The 24,527-nt window shown below is 59.4% G+C and carries 21 protein-coding genes; 11 read left to right on the top strand and 10 right to left on the bottom strand.

Features of this window, described 5'->3' with window-relative positions:
• Positions 1–308: 308 nt before the first annotated feature.
• From poxB to BLR20_RS02600, 3 genes are all read right to left on the bottom strand, one after another.
• A complete protein-coding gene (poxB, locus tag BLR20_RS02610) occupies positions 309–2,027 on the bottom strand; it encodes a ubiquinone-dependent pyruvate dehydrogenase (RefSeq protein WP_054992903.1) in 1,719 nt (572 codons plus the stop codon).
• Between the two features lie 156 nt (positions 2,028–2,183).
• A complete protein-coding gene (gene mrdA, locus BLR20_RS02605) occupies positions 2,184–4,073 on the bottom strand; it encodes a penicillin-binding protein 2 (RefSeq protein ID WP_032613874.1) in 1,890 nt (629 codons plus the stop codon).
• A 138-nt stretch (positions 4,074–4,211) separates the two neighbouring features.
• Positions 4,212–4,676 (bottom strand): winged helix-turn-helix transcriptional regulator, encoded by a 465-nt coding sequence (locus BLR20_RS02600; protein ID WP_054992904.1) that lies wholly within the window; start codon positions 4,674–4,676, stop codon positions 4,212–4,214.
• 88 nt (positions 4,677–4,764) lie between these two features.
• Here BLR20_RS02600 and BLR20_RS02595 point away from each other — a divergent pair, with 88 nt between their 5' ends.
• The 5 genes from BLR20_RS02595 to BLR20_RS02575 all read left to right on the top strand — a co-directional run bounded on the left by BLR20_RS02595 (position 4,765) and on the right by BLR20_RS02575 (position 7,480).
• Positions 4,765–5,622, top strand: a complete 858-nt coding sequence (locus BLR20_RS02595; RefSeq protein WP_054992905.1) for an SDR family oxidoreductase — start codon at positions 4,765–4,767, stop codon at positions 5,620–5,622.
• A 97-nt stretch (positions 5,623–5,719) separates the two neighbouring features.
• The gene (locus BLR20_RS02590) at positions 5,720–6,028 is read left to right on the top strand and encodes an RcnB family protein (protein ID WP_010433214.1); all 309 of its coding nucleotides are present in this window, start codon (positions 5,720–5,722) and stop codon (positions 6,026–6,028) included.
• A 345-nt stretch (positions 6,029–6,373) separates the two neighbouring features.
• Complete coding sequence (locus tag BLR20_RS02585) at positions 6,374–6,862, top strand: DUF3828 domain-containing protein (protein WP_010433212.1); 489 nt, start codon at positions 6,374–6,376, stop codon at positions 6,860–6,862.
• A gap of 63 nt (positions 6,863–6,925) precedes the next feature.
• A complete protein-coding gene (locus tag BLR20_RS02580; protein WP_004404016.1) occupies positions 6,926–7,129 on the top strand; it encodes a hypothetical protein in 204 nt (67 codons plus the stop codon).
• A 153-nt stretch (positions 7,130–7,282) separates the two neighbouring features.
• The gene (locus tag BLR20_RS02575) at positions 7,283–7,480 is read left to right on the top strand and encodes a hypothetical protein (RefSeq protein WP_003349205.1); all 198 of its coding nucleotides are present in this window, start codon (positions 7,283–7,285) and stop codon (positions 7,478–7,480) included.
• Positions 7,481–7,486: 6 nt separating this feature from the next.
• On the opposite strand, the gene BLR20_RS02570 is transcribed toward BLR20_RS02575, so the two are convergent.
• Entirely contained in the window at positions 7,487–8,938 is a 1,452-nt protein-coding gene (locus BLR20_RS02570) for an MFS transporter (RefSeq protein WP_032613870.1), read from the bottom strand.
• 61 nt (positions 8,939–8,999) lie between these two features.
• A complete protein-coding gene (locus BLR20_RS02565) occupies positions 9,000–10,256 on the bottom strand; it encodes an Nramp family divalent metal transporter (RefSeq protein ID WP_235809994.1) in 1,257 nt (418 codons plus the stop codon).
• A 793-nt stretch (positions 10,257–11,049) separates the two neighbouring features.
• On the opposite strand from BLR20_RS02565, the gene BLR20_RS02560 reads away from it, so the two are divergent.
• The gene (locus BLR20_RS02560) at positions 11,050–12,468 is read left to right on the top strand and encodes an MFS transporter (RefSeq protein ID WP_032613868.1); all 1,419 of its coding nucleotides are present in this window, start codon (positions 11,050–11,052) and stop codon (positions 12,466–12,468) included.
• 22 nt (positions 12,469–12,490) lie between these two features.
• Here the strand turns inward: BLR20_RS02560 and BLR20_RS02555 are convergent, their stop codons facing one another.
• Together BLR20_RS02555 and norR are read right to left on the bottom strand one after the other, a co-directional pair.
• Positions 12,491–12,715, bottom strand: coding sequence for a DUF6555 family protein (locus BLR20_RS02555; RefSeq protein WP_003407519.1), 225 nt, complete (start codon positions 12,713–12,715; stop codon positions 12,491–12,493).
• Between the two features lie 114 nt (positions 12,716–12,829).
• Positions 12,830–14,380 (bottom strand): nitric oxide reductase transcriptional regulator NorR, encoded by a 1,551-nt coding sequence (gene norR, locus BLR20_RS02550; protein ID WP_032613866.1) that lies wholly within the window; start codon positions 14,378–14,380, stop codon positions 12,830–12,832.
• Between the two features lie 357 nt (positions 14,381–14,737).
• Here norR and BLR20_RS02545 point away from each other — a divergent pair, with 357 nt between their 5' ends.
• The 5 genes from BLR20_RS02545 to BLR20_RS02525 are packed head-to-tail and all read left to right on the top strand — an operon-like array spanning position 14,738 to position 20,681.
• Entirely contained in the window at positions 14,738–16,189 is a 1,452-nt protein-coding gene (locus BLR20_RS02545; protein WP_054992906.1) for a UbiA family prenyltransferase, read from the top strand.
• Complete coding sequence (locus BLR20_RS02540) at positions 16,186–17,502, top strand: FAD-binding oxidoreductase (RefSeq protein ID WP_054992907.1); 1,317 nt, start codon at positions 16,186–16,188, stop codon at positions 17,500–17,502. Before BLR20_RS02545 ends, BLR20_RS02540 begins: the two co-directional genes overlap by 4 nt.
• The gene (locus BLR20_RS02535) at positions 17,499–18,239 is read left to right on the top strand and encodes an SDR family oxidoreductase (protein ID WP_054992908.1); all 741 of its coding nucleotides are present in this window, start codon (positions 17,499–17,501) and stop codon (positions 18,237–18,239) included. Before BLR20_RS02540 ends, BLR20_RS02535 begins: the two co-directional genes overlap by 4 nt.
• Complete coding sequence (locus BLR20_RS02530) at positions 18,236–19,204, top strand: lysylphosphatidylglycerol synthase transmembrane domain-containing protein (protein ID WP_054992909.1); 969 nt, start codon at positions 18,236–18,238, stop codon at positions 19,202–19,204. The genes BLR20_RS02535 and BLR20_RS02530 overlap by 4 nt, the downstream gene beginning before the upstream one ends.
• 52 nt (positions 19,205–19,256) lie before the next feature.
• Positions 19,257–20,681, top strand: a complete 1,425-nt coding sequence (locus tag BLR20_RS02525; protein ID WP_054992910.1) for a glycosyltransferase family protein — start codon at positions 19,257–19,259, stop codon at positions 20,679–20,681.
• A gap of 55 nt (positions 20,682–20,736) precedes the next feature.
• Here the strand turns inward: BLR20_RS02525 and BLR20_RS02520 are convergent, their stop codons facing one another.
• The 3 genes from BLR20_RS02520 to BLR20_RS02510 all read right to left on the bottom strand — a co-directional run bounded on the left by BLR20_RS02520 (position 20,737) and on the right by BLR20_RS02510 (position 24,460).
• A complete protein-coding gene (locus BLR20_RS02520; protein WP_054992911.1) occupies positions 20,737–22,563 on the bottom strand; it encodes a glycoside hydrolase family 15 protein in 1,827 nt (608 codons plus the stop codon).
• Positions 22,556–23,356, bottom strand: coding sequence for an SDR family oxidoreductase (locus tag BLR20_RS02515; protein WP_010433174.1), 801 nt, complete (start codon positions 23,354–23,356; stop codon positions 22,556–22,558). Before BLR20_RS02515 ends, BLR20_RS02520 begins: the two co-directional genes overlap by 8 nt.
• Positions 23,357–23,422: 66 nt before the next feature.
• Positions 23,423–24,460 (bottom strand): NADP(H)-dependent aldo-keto reductase, encoded by a 1,038-nt coding sequence (locus BLR20_RS02510; protein WP_010410606.1) that lies wholly within the window; start codon positions 24,458–24,460, stop codon positions 23,423–23,425.
• Positions 24,461–24,527 lie beyond the last annotated feature (67 nt).

Genomic DNA, 24,527 nt, shown 5'->3' with positions numbered 1-24,527 from the left:
CGTCGACGTTTTTTTGTCGCCAGGGACTGTTCGGTAATCAGCCTGCCGTAGCCGGTCTTGCTTCCGTACCACTGTCTCGGCTGTGGGCACAGAAGCTTTACCCACTATTTGAATTTGTTAATTCAAACAGCGAACTCAATGAGTAAAAGGTGTGAGAAGTTTGGATCCACAAATAATGACCGCCTTGAGCAGTCATTATGAAAAGAGCGATGTAAAGACGCCGAGATTGTCACCTGCAACAGTGGCGACAATCTCGGCGGATAGAAGTTGCAACTTTTTCTATTCAACCCATCAGTTTTTATAATGTATTAACGCAGGTTGGTTTTCGCCAGTTCCAGCACTTCACTGCCGCGCCCGCTCATGATCGCGCGCATCATGTACAGGCTGAAGCCCTTGGCCTGGGCCAGCTTGATTTTCGGTGGGATGCCCAGTTCCTGCTTGGCCGTGACAACGTCGATCAGCACCGGACCGGGATGATCGAACGCCTTGCGCAAGGCGGCGGGCAGCTCTTCAGCGTTCTCGACGCGCAGGCCCAGAATGCCTGCGCCCAAGGCAATACCGGCGAAGTTGGTTTCATGCAGATCAGTGCCGTGCGGCACGTAGCCGCTGGCTTTCATTTCCATGTCGACAAAGCCCAGCGAGCTGTTGTTGAACACCACCATCTTGATGGGCAGGTTCAACTGACGGATGCTCAGCAGGTCCCCCAGCAACATGGACAGGCCGCCGTCGCCACACAGGGCTACAACCTGACGATCCGGATGTTCAGCCTTGGCCCCTAAAGCTTGTGGCAAGGCGTTGGCCATCGAGCCGTGGTTGAACGAGCCAAGCAGACTGCGCTTGCCGTTCATGTGCAGGTAGCGCGCAGCCCACAGCGTCGGCGTACCGACGTCGACGGTAAAGATCGCATCGGCATCGGCCTGCTCGTCGACCAGTCGAGTCAGGTACTGCGGGTGAATCGGCGTGCCATCCGGCGTCGGGGTGGCCAGCTCGTCCAGTTCTTCCCGGGCTTTGGCGTAGTGTTTCAGGGCCTTGTCGAGGAAACGGCGATCAGTATGCGGCTTGAGCTTTGGTTGAAGCGCCTCAAGGGTTTCCCGCACACCGCCGACCAGACCCAGCGCCACCGGCGTACGGCGACCAAGCTGGGTCGGATCGAGGTCGATCTGGATGATGTTGGCTTTTTCAGGGTAGAAATTCCGATACGGAAAGCTGCTGCCCAGAATCACCAGCGTGTCGCAGGACAGCATGGCGTGGTAGCCGGAGCTGAAACCGATCAGGCCGGTCATGCCGACGTCGAACGGGTTGTCGTATTCGACGTGCTGCTTGCCGCGCAATGCATGAACGATCGGAGCGCCCAGCGTATCCGCCAACGCCAGAAGCTGCTCGTGGGCACCCTCACAACCCGCACCGCACAGGAGTGTGACGGCTTTGGAATCGTTGAGCATGTCAGCCATCGACTGCAGGTCGTTTTCGGCAGGCACCACGTTGGGCGCGGTGGCCTCGATCCATTTTGCCGCCACATCCGGCGCATCGCTGAGCGCAACGTCGCCCGGCAAGACAATCACCGCAACCCCTTTCTGGCTGATCGCGGCACGCATGGCACGCTCCAGCACTCGCGGGAACTGCTCGGGATTGCTGACCAGCTCGACGAAGTGGCTGCACTCCTTGAACAGCTCTTGCGGATGGGTTTCCTGAAAGTAATCCAGACCGATTTCCGAGGACGGAATGTGCGCAGCAATTGCCAGTACCGGCACGCGGTTACGGTGGCAGTCGTACAGGCCGTTGATCAGGTGCAGGTTGCCCGGTCCGCAGCTGCCGGCGCAGACCGCCAGTTTGCCGCTGGACGCCGCCTGGGCCCCGGCAGCAAAGGCTGCGACTTCTTCATGACGGGTATGCATCCAGCGAATCGAATCGGTGCGTTCCAGGCTGTCGGTCAGGCCGTTGAGGCTGTCACCGGACACCCCCCAGATGTGGGAAACACCTGCCGCTGCGAGGGTTTGCGCGAGATGGTCGGCAATGGTCTTGGACATGCGGGGTTCCTTGTCGAGGCAATGATAATGAGTACGGTAAAACGCGCGCAGCGCTCTGCCACGCCTGTTGTGGTCGACCCGATGCATTCTCGACAGTTCAGAAAACCTGAGCCCTGTTCAGGGCTCGGTCCTTAGGCCAGTGCTTTAAAAGGCTGATCAGGCGTGCGGGTTGCCCGGAGCCTTGACAGGTGTGGCGTACTCCGGCTTTAGCTTGCCGTCGCTGTCCAACAGCCAGGCATCGAGAATCTCCCGCACTACAGGACCTGCCACCCGGCCACCCGCCTCGCCGTTTTCGATGGTCACCGACACGACGATCTTGGGATGGTCGGCCGGCGCGAAGCCAACGAACAAGGCGTTGTCGCGATTACGCTCGAGGGTCTTCAGGCGGTTGTAGCGCTCGCCCTGCTTGATCGCCACCACCTGTGCCGTACCACTTTTGCCGGCGATGCGGTACTGAGCGCCCTTGGCCGCGTCCCGCGCAATGCCGCGCGGGTCGTGCATGACCATCTGCATGCCGGTATTGACCTGATTCCATTCGTTGGGATCGCGCAGCACGATGTTGGGCATCGGATGCTCGTCGACAGGTGCCTTATCACCGACTTCCATCGCCAGATGCGGTCGATGCCAGACACCCTTGCTGGCAATCAGTGACGTGGCCTGAGCCAGTTGCAACGGCGTGACCTGCATATAGCCCTGACCAATGCCGAGAATCACCGTTTCGCCGGGGAACCACGCCTGTCGACGCGTGGCCCGCTTCCATTCGCGGGACGGCATCAGCCCTGCAGACTCCTCGAACATGTCCAGTGAGACCTTCTGGCCGATGCCGAACATGGTCATGTAGTCGTGCAGGCGGTCAATGCCGAGCTTGTGCGCCACGGTGTAGAAATAGGTGTCATTGGAACGCATGATCGCCGTGTCCATGTCCACCCAGCCATCGCCACTGTGGTTCCAGTTGCGGTATTTATGGTCGAAGTCCGGCAACTGGAAATAGCCAGGGTCGAAGACTTTTGTCGAGGCCGTCATCACGCCACTGTCGAGCCCGGCAATCGCCACTTCCGGCTTGACCGTCGAGCCCGGCGCATAGAGGCCGCGCAGCACGCGGTTGAACAGTGGCCGGTCGATGGAATCGCGCAGCGCGGCATATTGTTTAAAGCTGATGCCGGTAACGAACAGGTTGGGGTCGAAGCTGGGTTTACTGACCATCGCCAGCACGTCGCCGGTTTCAGGGTCCAGTGCGACCACCGAGCCGCGTCGATCACCCAGCGCGTTTTCCGCCGCGGCCTGCAGGTGCGCGTCCAGCGTGAGGGTGATGTTCTTGCCCGGCACCGGGTCAGTGTGTTTCAGCACGCGCAGCACGCGACCCTGGGCATTGGTCTCGACTTCTTCGTAGCCTACGTGGCCGTGCAGCTCGGACTCGTAGAAGCGCTCGACGCCGGTCTTGCCGATGGATTGCGTGCCGCGATACTCGTTATCGAGATGGGCCGCTTCCTTTTCGTTGATACGCCCGACGTAGCCGATCGAGTGAGCAAAATGGGCGCCCAACGGGTAATGACGAACGAACTGCGCCGCCACGTCCACGCCCGGCAGCAGGTACTGATTGACCGCCAGCGTTGCGATCTGTTCTTCGGTGAGTTCGTAAAGCAACGTAGCCGGCTCGAACGGGTGGCGAACCTGCTTCAGTTCCTTGTCGAACAGAATCCGGTCTTCATCGGGCAGCTCCAGCAGGGTCATCAGCTCATCGATCACCTTGTGCCAGTCGCCTGCGCGCTCACGAGTCAGGGTCAGGTTGAAACTGGGACGATTGTCGGCAAGCACTTCGCCATTGCGGTCAAAGATCAAACCGCGCTCGGGCGGGATCGGCAGTACGTGAACACGGTTGTTTTCGGAAATGGTCGAGTGGTAGTCGAACTCGGTAACTTGCAGGAAATACATGCGCGCGACCAGACAGGCAGCCAGCAGGCCAACCAGCACTGCGCAGGCAATCAGACGCTGATTGACCAGTCGCGTCTCTTTTTCGTGGTCTTTCAGGGGAATTGGATTGGGCATTTCTACAGCTTCTCGGTGAAGGGCAAACGGCGCAACTGAACGTGTATATAAAGATTTCGGCGCGCACCATACCAAGAAGCGGCTGATTGCAGGCGATCAAGCCGACAATCGCAGGATGAAAAATCTGTCAGAAAAGGCTCATTCGGGCGGGGTGTGCAGCGTATTCGACGCTTCGCGGGCCTGCATGATGCGCGGCAGATTGGTCTCGATCCAGGTGACGAGGGTTTCAACCTGCAAGGCGACCTCTTCGCCCATCGGGGTCAACCGGTATTGAACATGCGGGGGCACCACTGGCAACGACTTGCGGCTGACAAAACCGTCATGCTCCAGATGCTGAAGGGTCTGTGCGAGCATCTTTTCGCTCACCCCGCCGATCTTGCGACGTACTTCGCTGAAGCGATGCATGCCACCCCGCAACACGACCAGCACCAGCACGCCCCAACGGCTGCAGACGTGATTGAGCACCACCCGCGAAGGACAATCAGTGGCCAGCACCTGGCCCTGACGAACCAGCGCCAACAGCGTCTCGGCCGTTTCCGGCTGCAGGCCTGCCTGCGTAACACTTGGTTGCGAGGCGCTTGATTGCGAAGCGGATTCACTCATGACACTTACCTTTTTGTACGTACTTACTAAAGGTAAGCATCATGACTATGCTGGCGCTTCCTTTCAACCCGATTCAAGGAATCATTCCATGATCGTTGTCACCGGTGCCACCGGCCAGCTTGGCCGCCTCGTCATAGAACAATTGCTCAGCCGCGTACCGGCTTCGCAAATCGTCGCCGCCGTGCGCAGTCCGGAAAAGGCCGCTGATCTGTCCAGGCAGGGTATTCAGGTCCGTCAGGCCGACTATTCACAGCCTGCGACACTCGAAATTGCATTTGCCGGCGCCGACAAGGTACTGCTGATTTCTTCCAGCGAAGTGGGTCAGCGTCTGCCCCAGCACAAGGCGGTGATCGATGCGGCCAAACGCGCCGGGGTCGCACTGCTGGCCTACACCAGTGTTCTGCACGCCGACACCTCGGCATTGAGCCTGGCCAGGGAGCACCGCGAAACCGAAGATTACCTGCGCGCCAGCGGCCTGCCGTTCGCCTTGCTGCGTAATGGCTGGTACACCGAGAACTACACCGCAGGCATTCCCGGCGCGCTGGCCCATGGTGCGGTCATGGGCTGTGCCGACGATGGCCGTATCAGCTCTGCTTCGCGCCTGGATTACGCCGAGGCGGCCGCTGTGCTGCTGACGTCGGAAACGACACAGGCCGGTAGCGTGTATGAACTGGCAGGCGACGAGTCCTACACGCTGTCCGAATTTGCGGCGCAGCTATCGACACAGAGCGGCAAGTCCCTGCCTTACGTCAACCTGCCACAAGCCGAGTTCGAAGCCGCGCTCGTCCAGGCAGGCCTGCCGGATTTCGTGGCACAGTTGTTGGCCGATTCCGATGCTGCCGCTGCCAAGGGCGCCTTGTTCGATGACAGTCGCCAACTGAGCGCGCTGATCGGCCGCCCGACCACGCCACTCTCTGCAACCATCGCCGAGACACTGAAAGGCTGAGCACAGCAAACCCGATCGAATGATTTGCAACAGTGGGGGTCCGAGTTATTACGAGGCATTAAGCCATCGCCTGATACCAAAGACCGGGAGTCTTCACATGAATAGCAAATCGTTGATCGCCTGCATGACCTTGCTCGGCTGCTTTTCCGCCGTCACCCTGCCCGTTCACGCAGCAGAGACGGCGGATCCGAAAGTCACCGAATCCAAGGACAACGTCCACGAGCTGGAAGTAGGCTCCCGCGTTCCGGAAAAATATCGCCGCAGCGATCTGGAAGTGAAGGACTGGAAAAGCAAAGGCCTGGAAACACCCGCCAAGGAAAGTGAATGGGTGAAGATTAATAACAAGTACGTGCGTTTCCAGAAGGTCAATGGCCAGATCATGGATATCGTGCCGGTCAAGAAGTAAGAACGACCCTGTCTGTTGCTCGCGCTCTGCGCGAGCACGTCCAAGTGACGCAGGCTTGAGGACGAACATGCCAGTGCAGCGTATGTTTCGATAACTCCCCTGTGCAAACGCCCCGATGAATGCTCGACGCATGGCAAGCTTCTTTGAATACCGTGGAAAGTTCCCGGGTCCAGGGAGTGCTGGCAACGTGCAGCGCATTAAATGAATACCCCTCAATCCGCTTCTACCCGCCCGCCTCCCCCTGCTGCACATGACCAAAAACATTGCTTTTTTGTCCGCTTGGCTTACAAATGCACTGTCATGTGCCTGTCACCCTCACTGCCACCTTTTCTGCGAGCCCGCTCCATGTCCAGAACCGTCGCCATTGCCTTCGCCTGCCTGCTTTCAACCACCGCCCATGCGGCCTGCCCGGCTGCGACCCCGGTCGATACGGCGCGCTGGATTTACGAAAAGCATCAGGATTTTTATCTGAACGGCAAAGGTAGCGCTGATTATTTGTCCAAACCTCTGCTGAGCCTGCTCAAGAAGGACTGGGCGTGCCAGAACGGCGATCAATGCGCCGTCAGCGCCAACCCGTGGACCGACGCGCAGGACGGTGATGTGCAAAAGCCGATTGACTGGAAGCTGGTGTCCAACTCGGACAAGCAGGCCGTGGTCGAAATGACCTATAACCTGGGTTACAAGGATGCCCCTCAACAGCCGGTCGCCAGCCAGACGACACGCCTGCTGCTGGCCAAAAATGCCAACAGTTGCTGGGTGCTGGAGAATCTTCAGGGGCCGCAGGGCGTTGCGTTGATGCAGAGCCTGGAGGACTTTCCCTACGAAGGTGATTGATCGGCCTTGAAACAATCCGCCATTCTCGGTATCACAGGCACTTGAATTTCACGAGCGAGCACCATGAATACCTTTGAGCAATCGATTATTGAGGCTGCGCAGGCCGCCACGCCCAATAACACCGATGCCGAACGCGAAGCTGCCAGAGTTGCCGCCACGCAGGCGGTAGCCGAAATCATGTCCACCCGCAAAGGGCTGGACCGCACTCTGGCGCTGGCCGAGTTGCTGGACTCCTACTCGGAACACGATGATCAGGAAGACGAATAGATCGCTCGGCACGATGCAAAAAATGATTGGCCTGTTTATTTACCTGCGGCATTAAAGAAAGCTGGCCTTGCCGCCGACAACCCGATTGGGTGGACTGACGATAGCCACCCATTCAATTAGTGCGCTCGGATGCGACCTATAAGGGGACCATCCGTGCAGATCGAACAGTTGCAAGACATGCAGGCGTACATCAGGCGTACTGCCGACGACCTGGAACTTGTTTCGGCCAACCTGGCAGGACATCTCCTGTACCTCGAGCGAACTTCCCGGGCACACGAAGCGCAAGAGGTCAGTGAGCGGATCATCGGCCTGCAGGCGTCCGTGGACAGCCTGCGCGGCATATTCCGTTAACGCCCCCTATCGGTCCCCGGCCTGCGACAACGGCCTGGCCACGTCTTCCAGAGATTTGCGCTCGGCAGCCGCGCCCCATATCGACTGCACAATCGCCGCCAGCAACATCAGCCCTGCGCCTATCAGATAGCCGATCAGCACATTGCTGCGCTCACCTGTTTCGATCAGCTCGCCGAACAGCGTCGGGCCAATCATCCCGCCCAGCCCGGTACCGAATGCGTAGAACACCGCAATCGCCAGGGCACGGATCTCCAGTGGAAAGGTTTCGGCGACGGTCAGGTAGGCCGAGCTGGCCGCGGCCGATGCAAAGAAGAAAATCACCATCCAGGCGATGGCTTGCTGGGTGACGTCCAGCAAACCTTGCTGGAACAGATAGCCGCTGATGGCCAGTAGCACGCCCGAGACACCATAGGTGAGGCTGATCATCACCCGTCGACCGACCACGTCAAACAGTCTGCCCAGCAGCAGCGGACCGCAAAAGTTGCCCAGCGCCAGTGGCAGCACGTACCAACCGACGCGCTCGGCCGGCACGTCATAGAAGTCGGTCAGCACCAGTGCATAGGTGAAAAAAATTGCGTTGTAGAAAAACGCCTGGGCCGTGAGCAGCGTCATGCCTACCAACGAACGCTGACGAAACGTCACCAGCAACGTTCTGGCGACCTCGCCCAGCGGCGTATGGTCACGGGCATGCAGGCGCAGGGGTTTTCCCGCGACGGCGGGCAATACGTGCCCCTGGCGCTGCAAGTCTGCTTCTATCTGCTCGACGATCTGCTTCGCCTGTTCAGCCTGGCCATGTATCAACAACCAGCGCGGGCTCTCTGGCAACCACAGGCGCATCAGCAGAACCAGCAGCCCCAATACCGCGCCGATCCCGAAACACAGGCGCCAGCCCAGCTCGGCGCCGATCCACAGCGGGTCGAGCAAGACAATCGAGCCAATCGCACCGAGCGCGGCGCCCAGCCAGAACGTGCCATTGATGGTCAGGTCGACCCACCCCCGATAGCGGGCCGGGGTAAATTCCTGAATGGTCGAGTTGATTGCCGTGTACTCGCCGCCGATGCCCATGCCGGTCAGAAAGCGGAACAGCATGAAGCTCCATACACTGAAGGAGAACGCCGTGGCGGCCGTCGCGCCGACATACAGCAGCAAGGTGATGAAGAACAGTTTGCGACGCCCGAGACGGTCCGCCAGCCAGCCAAAGAACAACGCACCCAGCACCGCACCGGCAATGTAAGCGGCGCCTGCCAGGCCAATGTCGCTGTTGGTGAGGTTGAGCGCCGGGCTGGCCTTCAAGGCGCCGGCTACCGAACCTGCGAGGGTCACTTCCAGGCCGTCCAGTAGCCAGGTGATCCCCAGCGCCACGACCAGCAAGGTATGAAAGCGGCCCCAGGGAAGACGGTCTAGACGGGCGGGCAAATCGGTTTCGAAGACGCTGCCCTTGTCGTTCGGTGTGCTCATGTCCGGCTACCTGACGGCTGACATTGGTGTCAGGTGTGAGAGTCGCTGCAGCCGGTCAAGTTCAGCTGATCCAGAACCACAGCAACGTCAGGTTGGCCGCCGAGATCAGCCCGAACAGCCCCCAGGCAGCCGTTTTGACCAGCCGGCTGTTGACGAACGGCCCCATCAATTGTGGGTCGCTGGTAAAACGAATCAACGGCCAGAGCGCGAATGGCAATTGCAGGCTCAGCACGACCTGACTGAGCACCAGCATCTGCCCAACCGAGCTGTCACCCAACCAGACCACGCCGATCAGCGCCGGAATCAATGCCAGCGCACGGGTGATCAAGCGCCGCTGCCAGCACGGAATTTTCGCCTGCAGAAAACCTTCGAGCACCACTTGCCCGGCAATGGTGCCGGTGAATGTCGAGCTCTGCCCCGCCGCCAGCAAGGCAATACCGAACAACACGCTGGCAATCGCGCCGCCTACCAGCGGATCGAGCAGGTGATAGGCGTCCTGAATCTCAACCACCTCGGTATGCCCGGTCTTGTGAAATGCTGCAGCAGCGAGGATCAGAATCGCCGCATTGATCAGCAGTGCCAGGCTCAGCGAACCGATGGTATCGAGCCGCGCGTAGCGAATCGCGCTGGCCTTGCTGGCCTGGTCCGAACCGTTGACCCGAGTCTGCACCACGGATGAGTGCAGATAAAGGTTATGCGGCATGACGGTAGCACCCAGAATGCCGATGGCGATGTACAGCGGCTCCTGGCTGCTCAACACATCCCAACTCGGCTTCAGACCCGCGACGACGTCCGGCCAGAACGGCTTGATCAGAAACAACTCCACGGCGAAGCAGCTGGCGATGGTTGCAATCAGCCCCAGCACAATGGCTTCCAGACGACGAAAATTGGCACCCTGCAAGGCCAGCACAATCAGCGTATCGAAGGCGGTCAGCACCACACCGGTGGTGATGGAAACGCCGAGCAACAGATGAAACGCCAGCGCAGTCCCCAACACTTCCGCCAGATCGGTGGCAATGATCGACAACTCTGCCAGCAGCCACTGGCCCTTGGCGACCTTGCGGCTGTAATGAGCCGCGGACAACTGCGCCAGATCACGGCCGGTGACGATGCCCAGACGCGAGCAAAGGTTTTGCAGCACCATGCCGGAAAGGCTGGCCAGCACCACTACAAACAGCAATGAATAACCGAAACGCGAGCCTGCCTCGATAGCTGTCGCCCAGTTACCGGGGTCCATGTAGCCGATGGAAACCAGCAGGCCAGGCCCGACGAACAGCATCATCTTGCGCAGCAGGGAGGCGTTTGGCGGAATGGCCACGCTATCGGTGGTCGCCGAGGGGCAAAAAGGAGCAGTGGCTGTGGTGGGCAGTTTGTACGTCACGGGAACCAGTCGAGCAGAAGAATGAAGAAGCTCATCCTAAGGTTTTGCGACACATGTTGATACATGCGCAGCGAAATCGGCCCCTTGCTTTCAGCGGATGGGGAAGATTATTTACAGAAGCTTCCCTCGGTGGACTCGAACAAACCACTCGACCGCGGATCGGCCAGGCAGACCATTGAATACTCAGTGATCTGCCTTGAACTGTGCCTTCGCCTGAGATGATAGTGCCGACCATCGGCTTTCCGTTAATCAAAGGTTACGGTGGCTTTGGTTTCCTGGAAGTTCGACATATAAACATCCTTGTTATTGAGTTCAGTTATTAACGCTGTCTCAGGCAATGTCATCCTCAACGACGTTCATCTATAGCCGTCATTTGGATGCAACTTTCCATGTTGCACATACCCTTGGATGCAGCGTAGCGCACGATGCCGGCGACGCAGCTCCGGCTTGACGTGATCCGACCGATAACGCGCCGCAGACCGGGGCTATCTCATGGTCTGAAGGTCGATACATCAAGCTGAACTGGCGTGGGCGTATAAGCATGAGTGACGTAATGGACAAGAGCGGTTTGGCAGATGAATGATCAACCTGAAGTGAAATAAAAACTCAATAAAGCAGCCAGATAAACAATTATTAATCCTCAGACGGCTGATAAACGCAAACTGCTCTAATCATTACCAATTGTAAAGGGTACCATCCAGTCTCCAACAAGAACTCAGGATGGCCACTGATGAACCCTCCCCACCAGACACCCACCATGGCGGACGAAGCGTTACGTGCGGCTTATATCTCGGCACGTATCGACCGTTTGCCTGCGGTCTCGACCATCTGGCGACTGGTCGCGCTGCTGTCCATCGCCGGTTTTTTCGAGCTTTACGATCTGTTCCAGACCGCCTACATCAGTCCCGGCCTGATCCGCGAAGGAATCTTCGCCACGGGCAGTCAGGGCCTGTTCGGCTTTTCAGATCAGGCGGCCTTTGCCTCGGCGACCTTTCTGGGCCTGTTTTTCGGTGCCAGCCTCGTCAGCCCGATTGCCGATCGTTACGGCCGTCGCGCGATCTTTACCTTCGCGCTGATCTGGTACACCATCGCCACCGTAATCATGGGCCTGCAGACCTCCGCGCTGGGCGTGATAGGCATGCGCTTCGTTGTGGGTATCGGCCTGGGGGTCGAGTTGGTCACCATCGACACCTACCTGTCGGAACTGGTGCCCAAGCGCATACGCAGCTCGGCATTCGCCTTTGCCTTCTTCATTCAGTTTTTGTCAGTCCCCAGCGTTGCACTGATGTCGTGGTGGCTGGTGCCCCAGGATCCTTTCGGATTTTCCGGCTGGCGCTGGGTAGTGATCAGCAGTGCAGTCTTTGCCCTGTTCGTCTGGTGGCTGCGCTCGGCGCTGCCGGAGTCGCCGCGCTGGCTGGCGCAAAAGGGACGCTTCGATGAAGCCGAGCGAATCATGGACGGGATTGAGGCACGCTGCATCAAAGACCACGGCAAACCACTGGATGAACCTGAACCGGAAAACGTGGCGCTGTCAGGCAACGGCAGATTTGCCGACATGTGGCAGCCACCCTATCGTCGCCGCGCCTTGATGCTGATCGTGTTTCATGTTTTTCAGGCCATCGGTTTCTTCGGCTTCGGCAACTGGTTGCCCGCCCTGCTCTCTGGTCAGGGCCTGAGCGTCACCCACAGCCTCGCGTACGCGTTCGTGATTACGCTGGCCTATCCGCTGGGGCCGCTGCTGTTCGTAAAATTTGCCAACCGCTTCGAGAACAAATGGCAAATCGTCGGCTCTGCACTGGGAGCAATGATATTTGGCAGCCTGTTCGCGTTTCAAACCAGCGCGGCAGGGCTGATTTTCTGCGGGATCATGATTACGTTCTGCAACGCGTGGCTGAGCTTCAGCTATCACTCGTACCAGGGCGAGCTGTTCCCGACCAACATACGCGCTCGCGCGGTGGGCTTCTGTTATTCGTTCAGCCGATTGTCAACGGTGTTCAGCAGCCTGCTGATCGGGATATTTCTCGACCACTTCGGCACGCCAGGCGTGCTGGCCTTTATCGTCGGCAGTATGTTGATCGTGATCGTCACGATCGGCCGGTTCGGGCCACGTACACGTAATCTGGCGCTGGAGCAGATAGCTCATCGCTGACGGGGTGTACGGTCGAATGGGCTCAGGCCTGAGCCCATTCGACGTTGGTGACACCAAAGTGCTCCGCGTAAGGTTTCGATACGCGTGCAACCTTCTCCAATCGGTATTTAGGTATGCGTGCGAGGCCTGCGTCGACACTTGCACAGTGCCACGCTTCAGCGTTATCCATGTTCTCGGTTCGTATATAAAAACTCTTGAACGAACCATTCAGCAGATAATCAATGCGGTAATGCTTTGGAAGTGCCATTGAATGCCTGATCCTTTTTCAGCAGTGGCTTGAAGTATAGGTGACTCTGTTCACAGTAAAGAAATTCATTATTTTTTTGATGCGTGCGACCAATGAACACCTCATCTGGATATATCAGCGTATTCCCAGCCTCTTGGCGAGTCGATTGAGATTGGCCCTGTCTACGGATAATTCACGCGCCACTTCCACCCATCGGCCTTGATGCCGCTCAAGCGACTCGGCAATCAATAAACGCTGATAAGCATCAACCGACGCCTTGAGCCCTGGCCCCTCGATGATCGCCTGATGAGCGGGTGCCGCTGCAGGTAACGACACGCCGGGCGCCACGTCATCCAGCGCAAGCGCCCAAGCTTCAACGGTCAGGATGCGTGGCTTGTGAGGATGCGCAGACAGCGCCTTGAGCACTGCCCGGCTGATCAGGTGTTCGAGCTCACGAACATTGCCCGGCCAGTCGTGTGCAATCAGCGAGCGTTGCGCATCGGCGTTCAGGCGCAGTCCGCGCAACCCCATGCGCACGCGGTTCTCTTCCAGAAAATACCCGGCCAGCAGCAGCACATCGCGCCCGCGCTCACGCAGGGCCGGCACGTGCAACGGGTAAACACTGAGTCGATGATAGAGATCGGCACGAAATCGCCCTGACCGCACTTCTTCGGCCAGATCGCGATTGGTGGCGGCGATGATGCGCACGTCCACATGATGCTCCTTGTCCGAGCCGACCCGCTGCAGTTGGCCACTTTGCAGCACACGCAACAGCTTGGATTGCACCGACAATGGCAGCTCACCCACCTCGTCGAGGAACAGCGTACCGCCATCGGCCAACTCGAACTTGCCGCTGCGGCCGTTGATCGCTCCGGAAAAAGCTCCTTTGACGTGACCGAAGAGCTCACTCTCGACGAGTGTTTCCGGCAGCGCCGCGCAGTTGAGGCTGATCAGCGGCTTGTGCGCACGTGGCGAATGCTGGTGGATCGATTCGGCCACCAGTTCCTTGCCGACACCGGTTTCGCCATTGATCAGCACGGTCAGCGGGCTGTTGCCGACCAGCCCTATCTCTTGCTGCAAACGCTGGTGAGCGGCACTCTGGCCAATCAGCTCGCGGGGCGCTCGCCCACCGGCAGCACGCTTGTAGACCTCAGCCAGTTGTCGCTGATCTTCAAAGCCTCGCGCCAGCTGGTTGATGCGCTCCCCCGCCATCACCGTTGCTGCCGCAAGGCTGGCGAAGGCCTGCAGACTGTCCAGATCGACACTGCCGAAACTCGCGGGGTCCAGAGAATCCAGGGTGATCAAGCCCCAGGGGCGGCCCTGCACAGACAACGCGCAGCCCAGACAGTCGTGCACTTCCAGCGCACCGTGACCATCGACCAGGCCGTCATAGGGGTCCGGCAGTTCGCAGTCGGCTGAAAACCGTACGGGCCCGTCACTCGCCAGCAGCGCATCGAAGCGTGGATGTTCGCTAACCCGAAAGCGGCGACCGAGCGTATCCGCGCTCAGGCCATCCACCGCGAGCGGAATCAACACGTCATCCTCAAGCCTGAGCAGTGCAGCAGCGTCGCACGGCAGCCAGTGGCGCAACGAGCGCAGCAGGCGCCGATAGCGCTCTTCGTCCGGCAACTCTCTGGACAGGTCGGACACCAGCGGTATCAGCTCACGCAACAGGGGATGGGTCATTACGACTCCGAAGGACGCTCGACAAAGACGTCATTATGACGCGTCAGGACAAAAAAACGGTCGTGGCGAACAAGGCCCGGAGTTCCGACCCTACAGCCGTGTTCGACGAACTTGAAGCAATGCGCAACGTCGGTTCTCTGGTGAACTAGTGACTCATGAACTTTACAGTTTCACCGCCAGATTCCGTCATGTGATCGACTATTGAATCAATAGTCATCGCGCCGTGCATATCAATACACCGTCGATTTTTCTGACGCCATCGGCACAGCTGAATTATTGATAGGGTTTAATTTTATTGAAGTGGCGAATGTCCGTTTTCGTTCCATAGTGCGCTCACGTTCACAGGAGCAACTATTCATGCCCGGTATTCAAGGAAGAATTCTTGAGGTTCATACACCGCTGGTTGTCGACCTCGACGGAACATTGCTGCGATCTGACATGCTGTTTGAAACCGCAGTGGCCTTTATCCGTGGACATCCGCTAAAGCTGTTCAGCCTTTTCGCCTGGCTGCTGCAAGGCAAGGCGTCTCTCAAGCAAGGTCTGGCCCTGGGTACCGATATTGACGTGGCGTTACTGCCCTTCAACCCTGACGTCATTGATTACATCAAGGCCGAGCGACAGACCGGTCGAAGCGTGATTCTGGCAACGGCCTCCCACGAAACCCTCGCCCACCGGATCGCGGCACATCTGCAACTGTTCGATCAGGTGTGGGCCTCGGACGGTAGAACCAACCTGTCTGCGCATCGCAAACGCGATTTGCTGGTTAGTCATTATGGTGAAGGGGGCTTTGATTACATCGGCAACTCCCAGGACGATCTGTGCATCTGGCAGGTCTCGCGCAAGGCCATCGTCGCCAGCCCGCTTGCCGGTGTCGAGCGCGAGGCACGGGCACACGGCAATGTCGCGCAGGTTATCCAATCGGCAGCGTCCGGGAACAGCGCCTGGCGCAAGGCGCTGCGTCTTCATCAATGGCTGAAGAACACACTGATTTTTGTCCCCTTGCTGGCTGCCCATCAGGTCCAGAGCACGCAATTGCTGCTCGACGGTTTGCTGGCCTTTCTGTGTTTCGGGCTGTGCGCATCCAGCGTATACCTGCTCAACGACCTCCTTGACCTGGCAGACGACCGCCACCACAGAAGCAAGCGCGAGCGCCCGTTCGCCAGCGGTGCGCTGTCGATAAAATCCGGCCTGCTGGTCATACCGCTGTTGCTCGCCGCAGCCTTCTCCGCCGCAGCGACAGGATTGCCGTGGCAGTTCTCGGCAGTGCTGGGAGCCTATTACCTGCTGACACTGGTGTACTCGCTTTACCTCAAGCGCCACATGGCCGTCGACGTCATCGTTCTGGCCATGCTCTATACCACGCGCATCCTGGCCGGCGCGGCGGCGTTTCAATTGCCACTGACGTTCTGGATTCTGGCGTTCTCGATGTTTCTGTTTCTCAGCCTTGCGCTGGTCAAGCGCTACGCCGAACTGCGCGAAGCACGATTGCGCGCGGTAACAGGCAAGACGGGTGGTCGTGGTTACTACCCGGGCGATCTGGACATGATCGCCTCATTGGGTGCCTCGTCAGGCAATCTGGCAGTGATGGTGCTGGCTCTTTACATCCATGAAGGAGCAACGGCGGCCTTGTATCAGCACCCACACGTTATCTGGCTGGCTTGCCCCTTGCTGTTGTTCTGGATTACCCGGATCTGGATGCTTACCCATCGCGGTGAAATGAACGAGGACCCGGTGGTCTTTGCGATTCGCGACCGGATCAGCCAGGGGATCGGCTTGCTGTTCCTGCTGGTGTTCTGGATCGCAGCATGAGCGGGCCTCTCTACTCCTGGGGCCGCTACCCGCAGATTGCCCAGAAGGGTCACGAGTGTGACTCGATAAAACGCTTGCCCGCGCTCTTCTCGCAAGCCATTGCGCGCCATCACACCAGCCTGCCCTTCGGCAACGGCCGCAGCTACGGCGACAGCTGTCTGGCCAGCAGCGATCAGGTACTGGACATGCGCAAGCTGGATCGCTTCATTGCTGCCGACTGGCAACGCGGCGTGGTGCAGCTGGAAGCGGGCATGACACTGTCACAACTGCTCGCGGCTGCCATCCCGCACGGCTGGTTTCTACCGGTCACGCCAGGCACACAGTACGTGACGATAGGCGGCGCGCTTGCCAATGACGTGCACGGCAAGAACCATCATCAGCGCGGCACCTTTGGCTGTCATGTCATGCGTTTCGAGCTGATACGTCATGGCGAACCGCCCATGGTCTGCTCAGCCGTGGACAATCCCCGGTTTTTCGCCGCCAGCATCGGCGGCCTGGGCCTGACTGGCGTTATCAGTTGGGTCGAGCTGCAACTGATGCCTATCCGCAGCAGCCAGATTGACAGTACGGTAGTGCGCTTCGCCAATCTGGCGGAGTTCTTTACGCTGTCGCAAGAGCTGGATGCGCAGCATGAGTACAGCGTGGCCTGGATCGACTGCCTGGCCCGTGGTGTCAATAGCGGCCGAGGGGTCTACATCGTCGGCGACCATGCCCGTTACGGGTCACTGCCGGTTGAGGCGCGCAATCGCCTGAGCGTGCCATTCACGCCTCCGGTGTCGCTGGTCAACACCCTGTCCTTGCGTGCGTTCAATTCGCTGTACTGGTACGCGCACTCACACCTGCCGACGCCGCGCCGCAGCGCCTGCGAGGCGTTCTTCTACCCGCTGGATCGAATTCTGCACTGGAACCGCCTTTATGGTCGCAAGGGGTTTCAGCAATACCAGTGCGTGATTCCAGAGCCTTGCGCGCCCCAGGCCATGCAGTTGCTGCTCGATGCCATCGCAGCCTCGGGACAGGGATCATTCCTCGCGGTGCTCAAGCGCTGCGGTGACATCGCCTCGCCCGGGTTGCTGTCTTTCCCGATGCAGGGCACCTCGCTGGCTCTGGACTTTGCGCAGACGCGCGATCTGGCCGGGTCCCTGTTCCCGCGCCTGGACGCCATTGTCCGTGACGCGGGTGGGCGACTGTACCCGGCCAAGGATGCGCACATGAGCGGCAGCGACTTCCGTCAGGCCTATCCGGCGTGGGAACAACTGGAAGCCCTGCGCGACCCCTCTTTGATGTCCCGCTTCTGGAAACGAGTGATGTCATGAAAAAAATTCTGATCATCGGCGCTACATCGACCATTGCCCATGCCTGCGCCCGACTCTGGGCTGCGCAAGGCTGTGATTTTTTCCTGGTGGCGCGCAATACGGACAAGCTCTTGGGCAATGCCGCAGACCTCAGGGCTAGCGGTGCCGGACACGTAGGCACCTATCAAATGGACCTCACTCACTTTTCGGAGCACCCGGCGATGCTGGCCGGTTGCCTGACTGCACTGGAGCAGATTGATATCGTGCTTCTGGCTCACGGCACCTTGCCCGATCAGAAGGCCTGCGAGAAGAACGCAGGGCTGGCCGTGCAGGAATTCGTCACCAATGGTGCATCGGTCATTGCCTTGCTGACCCTGTTGGCAAAGCATTTCGAGGTCCAGCGTTGCGGCACACTGGCGGTGATTTCCTCGGTCGCGGGTGATCGCGGGCGCCCTTCCAATTATCTGTACGGCTCGGCCAAGGCTGCCGTCTCGACGTTCTGCGAAGGGTTACAGGCGCGGATGTTCAAGCTGGGCGTACACGTAGTGACCATAAAGCCAGGCTTCATCGACACCCCCATGACCCGAGGGCTGCCGCTGCCGGCCTGGCTGGTGGCGCAACCGGAAGACGTTGCGCCACGCATCGTCAATGGCATTGCACGCCGATCCACAAGCCTTTACGCGCCAGGCTTCTGGGCATGGATCATGTGGGTGATTCGCTCGATCCCGCAGCCACTGTTCAAAAGGCTCAACCTGTGACCGGCTTGCCGCTGCTGTCCGGGTGGCGCTATCGGGCAGTGCTCCTGTCGATCGTCTTCTCGGCCATGGGGTATCTGGGTTTCTCGTTATGGGGCGGCTGGCAGGCGGTCAGCCAAGCGACTGGCAAGGTCGGGCTGCTCGGCATCGGCGTAGCGTTGTCGATGTCTGCCATCAACTACGCGCTGCGCTTCGTCCGTTGGCAACTCTACCTCTCGGTGTTGGGGCATCCGGTGGACTGGCGGAAAAGCCTGCGGATCTATCTGGCCGGCTTCGCCCTGACCACGACTCCCGGCAAGGCCGGTGAAGCGCTGCGTGGCGTATTGCTCAGGCCGCTAGGCGTGCCTTACCCGCAAAGCTTTGCCGCGTTTGTCAGCGAGCGTCTTTCCGATCTGCTGGCCATCGTACTGCTCACGCTGTTCGGCCTGTCTTGGTATCCGCAGGCGCAGCCGATGATCCTGCTCGGTCTGGCACTGGTTCTGACCGGTTCACTGGTGATGTCTCGCCGTCATTTGCTGGAGCGTTTACAGGTTTCACCGCCCACCGGAAACACGCGGATCAGCAGCCTCTGGCAGCAATTGTTCAACGTGCTGCTTGCCGCTCGCCAGTGCCTGCATGGCAACGTGCTGCTGACCGCCAGCCTGCTAAGTCTGCTGGCCTGGAGCGCCGAGGCACTGGCATTTCACTGGATGCTTGGCTGGATGGGCGCACAGATCCCGCTGACCTTCGCGGTATTCACCTACGCACTGGCGATGCTCGCGGGCGCCTTGAGCTTCATGCCGGGCGGGCTGGGCAGCGCCGAAGCGGTGATGGTCGGGCTGCTGATGTTCAAAGGCATGCCGGGGGCAGATGCGGTTGCTGCCACATTGCTGATACGTCTGGCGACCCTGTGGTTTGCAGTGGCCATCGGGGCCGTGATGCTCTCGCGCTTTACCGGCGCGACACCGGCGGCGAATCCTCAGCCTTGAGGCCGCAAAACAGACTCCGCAAACCTTGTTCACCTCATGAAGGAGCGGCTCAATGCCAGCCGATTCGCGTAAATCGATGTATATCCCCCTGTTTTTGCTAGGCGCCGCCATCACGGCGAGCTTCATGGCCTCCAGCGGTCCGGTGCAATGGATGGACAATGGCATGTTCCTGGCCAACGCCCATGAAGGGCAGTATTTCAGTCAGTCGCTCGGCCCACTGGAGCATCCGTTTTATCAGTTGCTCAATAAGGTTTTTTTCAGCCTGTTCGGTGCACGCTCGCTCAGCCTGCTGAATTCGGTATTTCTCCTGCCGCTGGCATGGGTCGTCTATCGATTGGCACAGAGCGTTGGCGCGGGGCCACGCCAGGCGGTGCTTGCTGCCGTAGCGACAATACTGGCCCATGGGGTGTTCTGGGTGTCGACCAAGGCTGAGGTCTACCTGTTGCACACGCTGCTCGTGCTAATGGCCTATGCGCTGTATTTCAAAGACAGCCTCCTTCTGACGCCGCTGAAAAAACTCTTCCTGATTGGCGTACTGACCGGACTGGCGGCCTCGGTTCATCAACTGACGTTCGTCGTTCTGCTGCCGCTTTACCTGCACCTGCTGTTTCAATACAAGGCGCGAGTATTGATCACCCTGCCCGGCTTCATGCTCGGTTTCGTGGCCGCCGCCGTTGCGGTAATCAATGATCTGAACGCCGGGATGGGTCTGCTGGATATTGCGCATCGTTATATGACCGGGGCCAGCGCAACCGTTGCAGGGCCGGAGTGGGAAGGCAGCCTGTTGCGTTTCGACAAACTCTTGGAGGAAAAGAGCGCAGTAGCGCTGTTGCTGCTGTCGCTGATCGGGCCGCAACTGGCGGGGCTGCTGTTTCCCAAGGGAAGCCGGTTGCGCTTGTTATGGAGTGCCGCGCTGCTGAATCTGGTGTTCGCCATTTCCTACAACGTGACCGACCGCTTTACCTTTTTTCTGCCCGGGGCAGCGATGCTGACTATCATCGGCATGGTTCAGTTGCAGCGCATTCTGCCTCGCACAACGTCACGCGCCACGCTGCTCAACCTCTCGGCATTGTCGTCACCGGCAGTCATCCTGCTGACGTATTCACTGTACGCCAACGGAGTCATCACCCTTCCGGCGCACAAGGAGCAACTGCCTTATCGTGACGATATTCGCTACTTCATGGTGCCCTACCTGCACGATCGGTCCGCTGAACATTTCGTGCGCGCCTACGAGCCGGTAGTGCCCAAAGGTGCGTTGATCATCGCCGACTGGACACCGATGGGCGCGATGCGCTCGGGGCAAGCGATCGGGCTGCTTGCCGGACGCACGCTGGCGACGTGTGATGACGACGTCGCCATTCGAGCGGCCCTTCGCGACGGCGGCGTTTACCTGCCGCGGTTGAGTTATTGCGGGACAGTGGCGCAAAGCTACCGACTTGAAGAACAGCCTGTGGGGTATTCATTGCAGGCCAAGTGAAACGAATCATTAACGGAGCGTTGAGCGTCCATTCATGACCCGTTTCTGCACCTTGTCAGGGCTGCCAAAGCGCCTGCCCACCGCCCAGCTTGCGGTCCAGAAAACTGGCCGCACTGATCAGCGCCAGATGGCTCAGGGCCTGCGGCGTATTGCCGAGGTGATGAGCATGCGCGTCGAATTCCTCGGCGTACAAGCCCAGCGGATTGGCGTAACGCAGCAGTTGCTCGAACTCCAGATGGGCCTGTTCGACCCGACCGGCGCGAGCCAGACACTCGACGTACCAGAACGAGCAGGCCACGAAGGCGCCCTCCTCGCCTGCCAGGCCGTCATCATGATCGTCGTCGTTGCGGTAACGGAACACCATCCCGTCACGCACCAGCGCGGCCTCGATGGCATCCAGCGTCGCAAGCCACTTGGGATCGTTGGCACCGACGAAACGTACCAATGGCATCAGCAACATCGAGGCATCCAGATTGCGGCTGCCCTTGTGCTGCACGAAGTGCCCCAGGTCGTCGTTCCAGAAGTTCTCCCAGATATCGTTGTGGATCTCCTCGCGCACCTTGGTCCAACGCTCGAACGGCCCTGACAGCGAACGCTTGAAGGCAAGGCGCAGCGCCCGGTCCAGCGCCACCCAGCACATCAGCCGTGAGTGCAGAAAATGCTGATCGCCGCCGCGCATTTCCCAGATGCCCACGTCCCGGTCGTTCCAGTGCTCGCACACATAGTCGACCTGACGCACCACGTGCTGCCAGCCGTCATGGGAAATGGCGTCGCCGTACTTGTTGGCCAGGTACACGGCATCCATCAGCTCGCCGTAGATGTCCAGCTGAACCTGCTTGTACGCTTCGTTGCCAATGCGTACCGGCTGCGCACCGCCGTAGCCGGACAAGTGAGCGAGATTCTCTTCCGGCAGCTCTGCGTGGCCATCCAGCGCATAGAGAATGCCGAGTTTCTCGGTCTGTTCGCAGCACTCATCCAGTCGCCCGCGCACCCAGCTCATGAATGCATTGGCTTCGTCGGTGTACCCCAGACGCATGAACGCGTACACGGTGAACGACGCATCACGTATCCAGGTGTAGCGGTAATCCCAGTTGCGCTCGCCGCCCTCGGTTTCCGGCAGGCCGAACGTCGCGGCCGCAACAATGCCGCCGTGCTTGCGCGAGGTCAGCAGCTTGAGGGTCAGCGCCGAACGAGTGACCATTTCACGCCAGCGCCCGGTGTATTGCGATTGCCCGGACCAGCGCCGCCAGAATTTCAAGGTGTCATCGAAATAGCGCGAGCACCGGCCAGCTGCGACATTCGGGTCGTCGATTCCGCCAAGAATAAACTCGATGGTCTGGCCCTTGCGCATATGAAACTCGGCCACGGCGTCGTGCTGCTCGAGACGCAACGGCGTCGCCGCCGACAAGCGCATGCCCGGTTGCCCTGCCGCTTCGAAACAGATGTCGTCACCATCGACTCGCGCGGTGGTGTCGGCACGGCTGTAATCCATGCGTACCCGGCAGCGCATGCGCAGCGTGGCCTCACCAAAACGCACCTGAACGCGGCGCACGATGCGCGGCAGATCATCCTGATCCTCGCCGATCGGCATCAGGTCGGTGACTTCCACCACCGCGTCCTCGGAAATCCACCGGGTTTGCAGGACGTTGGTGTCCGGCAGGTAGATCTGCAGTCGCCTGGCGTCAGGCAGATCGGGCGCCAGCTGAAAGATCCCGGCGTCGGGTGTGTCCAGCAGCGCGGTGAAAATCGACGGGCTGTCGAAATCCGGCCAGCAACAGAAGTCGATACTGCCGGTGTCGGCGATCAGGGCAGCACTGCGCATGTCGCCGATGATGCCGTGATCCTCGATGCGGTTTTGCGCCTGTGCGGAAAAGTCAGCCATTGCCACGGAACTCCGGATAGAGGGTCATGCCGCCGTCGATGAACAGGGTGGTGCCATGCACGTAATCCGAGGCATCGGACGCCAGCCAGAGCACGGCATTGGCGACATCTTCCGGCTCGCCGATACGCCCATAAGGGATCAGCTTGAGCATTTCCTTTTCGGCGTCGCCCTTGCGTGCATCGGCATTGATCGGCGTGCGGATGGCACCGGGTGCAACGCTGTTGACGCGAATTTTCAGCTCGCCGACTTCCTGAGCGATGCTGCGCATCAACAGGTCGACGCCGCCCTTGGACGCTGCGTAATTGACATGCCCGGCCCATGGAATCAGCTGGTGCACCGAGCTCATGTGAATGATCTTGCCCATTGCCCGTGACACATCAGGACGCATGCCCTGCTTGATGAACTGGCGCAATGCCGCGCGGGCGCAGAGAAACTGCCCGGTGAGGTTGACGTTGATGACGGTATTCCAGTCTTCGAGGGACATGTCGACGATCGACGCGTCCTTTTGCAGGCCGGAATTGGCGACCAGAATATCCAGCGCGCCGAAATGTTCGATGGTCTGTGCGAAAAGCCGCTCGACGTCTTCTTCCTTCGAAACGTCGGCCCCCACAGCCAGCGCCTTGCCCCCGGCCGCACGAATCTCTTCGGCGAGCTTCTCGGCAGGTTCAGGCTTGGAGTTGTAGTTGATAACGACGGCGGCACCGGCATCTGCCAGCGCGCGTGCAGCACCTGCGCCCAGACCGGAACTGGCGCCGGTAACGATTGCGACTTGTTGCTTGAGTGAGATGTGCATCAATTTCAGCCTCGGAGTAAGCGTATTAGTGCTGACTGGCGAGGCTGAAATTAAGTTCAGTGCAGGTTACGGCGCAGGGTTGGGCTGCGAGGTGTGAATGGCCTCAATACCGGCGATGACCTCATCGGACAGCGTGACGTCGATGCTCTCCAGATTGATCTTCAATTGATCGAGTTTCGTGGCGCCGATGATGTTGCTGGTCACGAACGGTCGGCTGGTCACGTAGGCTAGCGCCATCTGCGAAGGGTCCAGACCATGCTCGCGAGCCAGCGCAACGTACTTGGCTGTGGCCGTGACGGCCTGCGGATTGTTGTAGCGCTGGAAACGCTCGAACAGGGTCAGGCGGCCATCGGCCGGACGCGCGCCGTCCAGGTACTTGCCGGCGAGCACACCGAACGCCAGTGGCGAGTACGCCAGCAGGCCGATCTGTTCGCGAATAGCGATTTCCGCCAGACCGACTTCAAACGTGCGGTTAAGCAGGTTGTAGGGGTTCTGGATGGAGACGGCTCGTGGCAGATCCAGCGTTTCGGCAAGGTGCAGAAAACGCTGGGTGCCCCATGGCGTTTCGTTGGACAGGCCGAAGTGGCGAATCTTGCCCGCCTTGACCAGATCGCCCAGTACCGACAGGGTTTCTTCGATTTCGACGGCCTGATCATCGGGGTCGTGGGTGTAACCGAGCACACCGAAGAAGTTGGTCTTGCGATCCGGCCAGTGCAACTGGTACAGGTCCAGGTAATCGGTATTCAGACGCTTGAGGCTGGCTTCCAGCGCCGCAGTGATGTTCTTGCGGTCAAGGCGTGGATTGCCATCGCGGATGTGATCCATGCGGCCTGGACCGGCGACTTTGCTGGCCAGTACCCAGTCGTTGCGGTCGCCGTACTTCTTGAAGTACTCGCCGATGATGCTTTCGGTCTTGGTGTAAGTCTCGCCGCGCGGCGGCACCGGGTACATTTCTGCGGTGTCGAGGAAGTTGACTTTGGCGTCCTTGGCCATACGAATCTGTTCGAATGCTTCATCCTGGGTGTTCTGCTCGCCCCAGGTCATGGTGCCCAGACAGATCGCACTGACCGACAGATCGGTTTTGCCCAATTTACGAAATTGCATCGATGTCTCCGTTTGATTCAAAAAAATACAGCTTGAAACAGGGCTCCCATAAAACGCCGACTGGTCA

Origin of the sequence: Pseudomonas congelans (genome assembly GCF_900103225.1) — a bacterium.
Classification (GTDB): domain Bacteria; phylum Pseudomonadota; class Gammaproteobacteria; order Pseudomonadales; family Pseudomonadaceae; genus Aquipseudomonas; species Aquipseudomonas congelans.
Note: the sequence above shows the minus strand (reverse complement) of the source record. Positions and strands in the feature narration are given on the sequence as shown.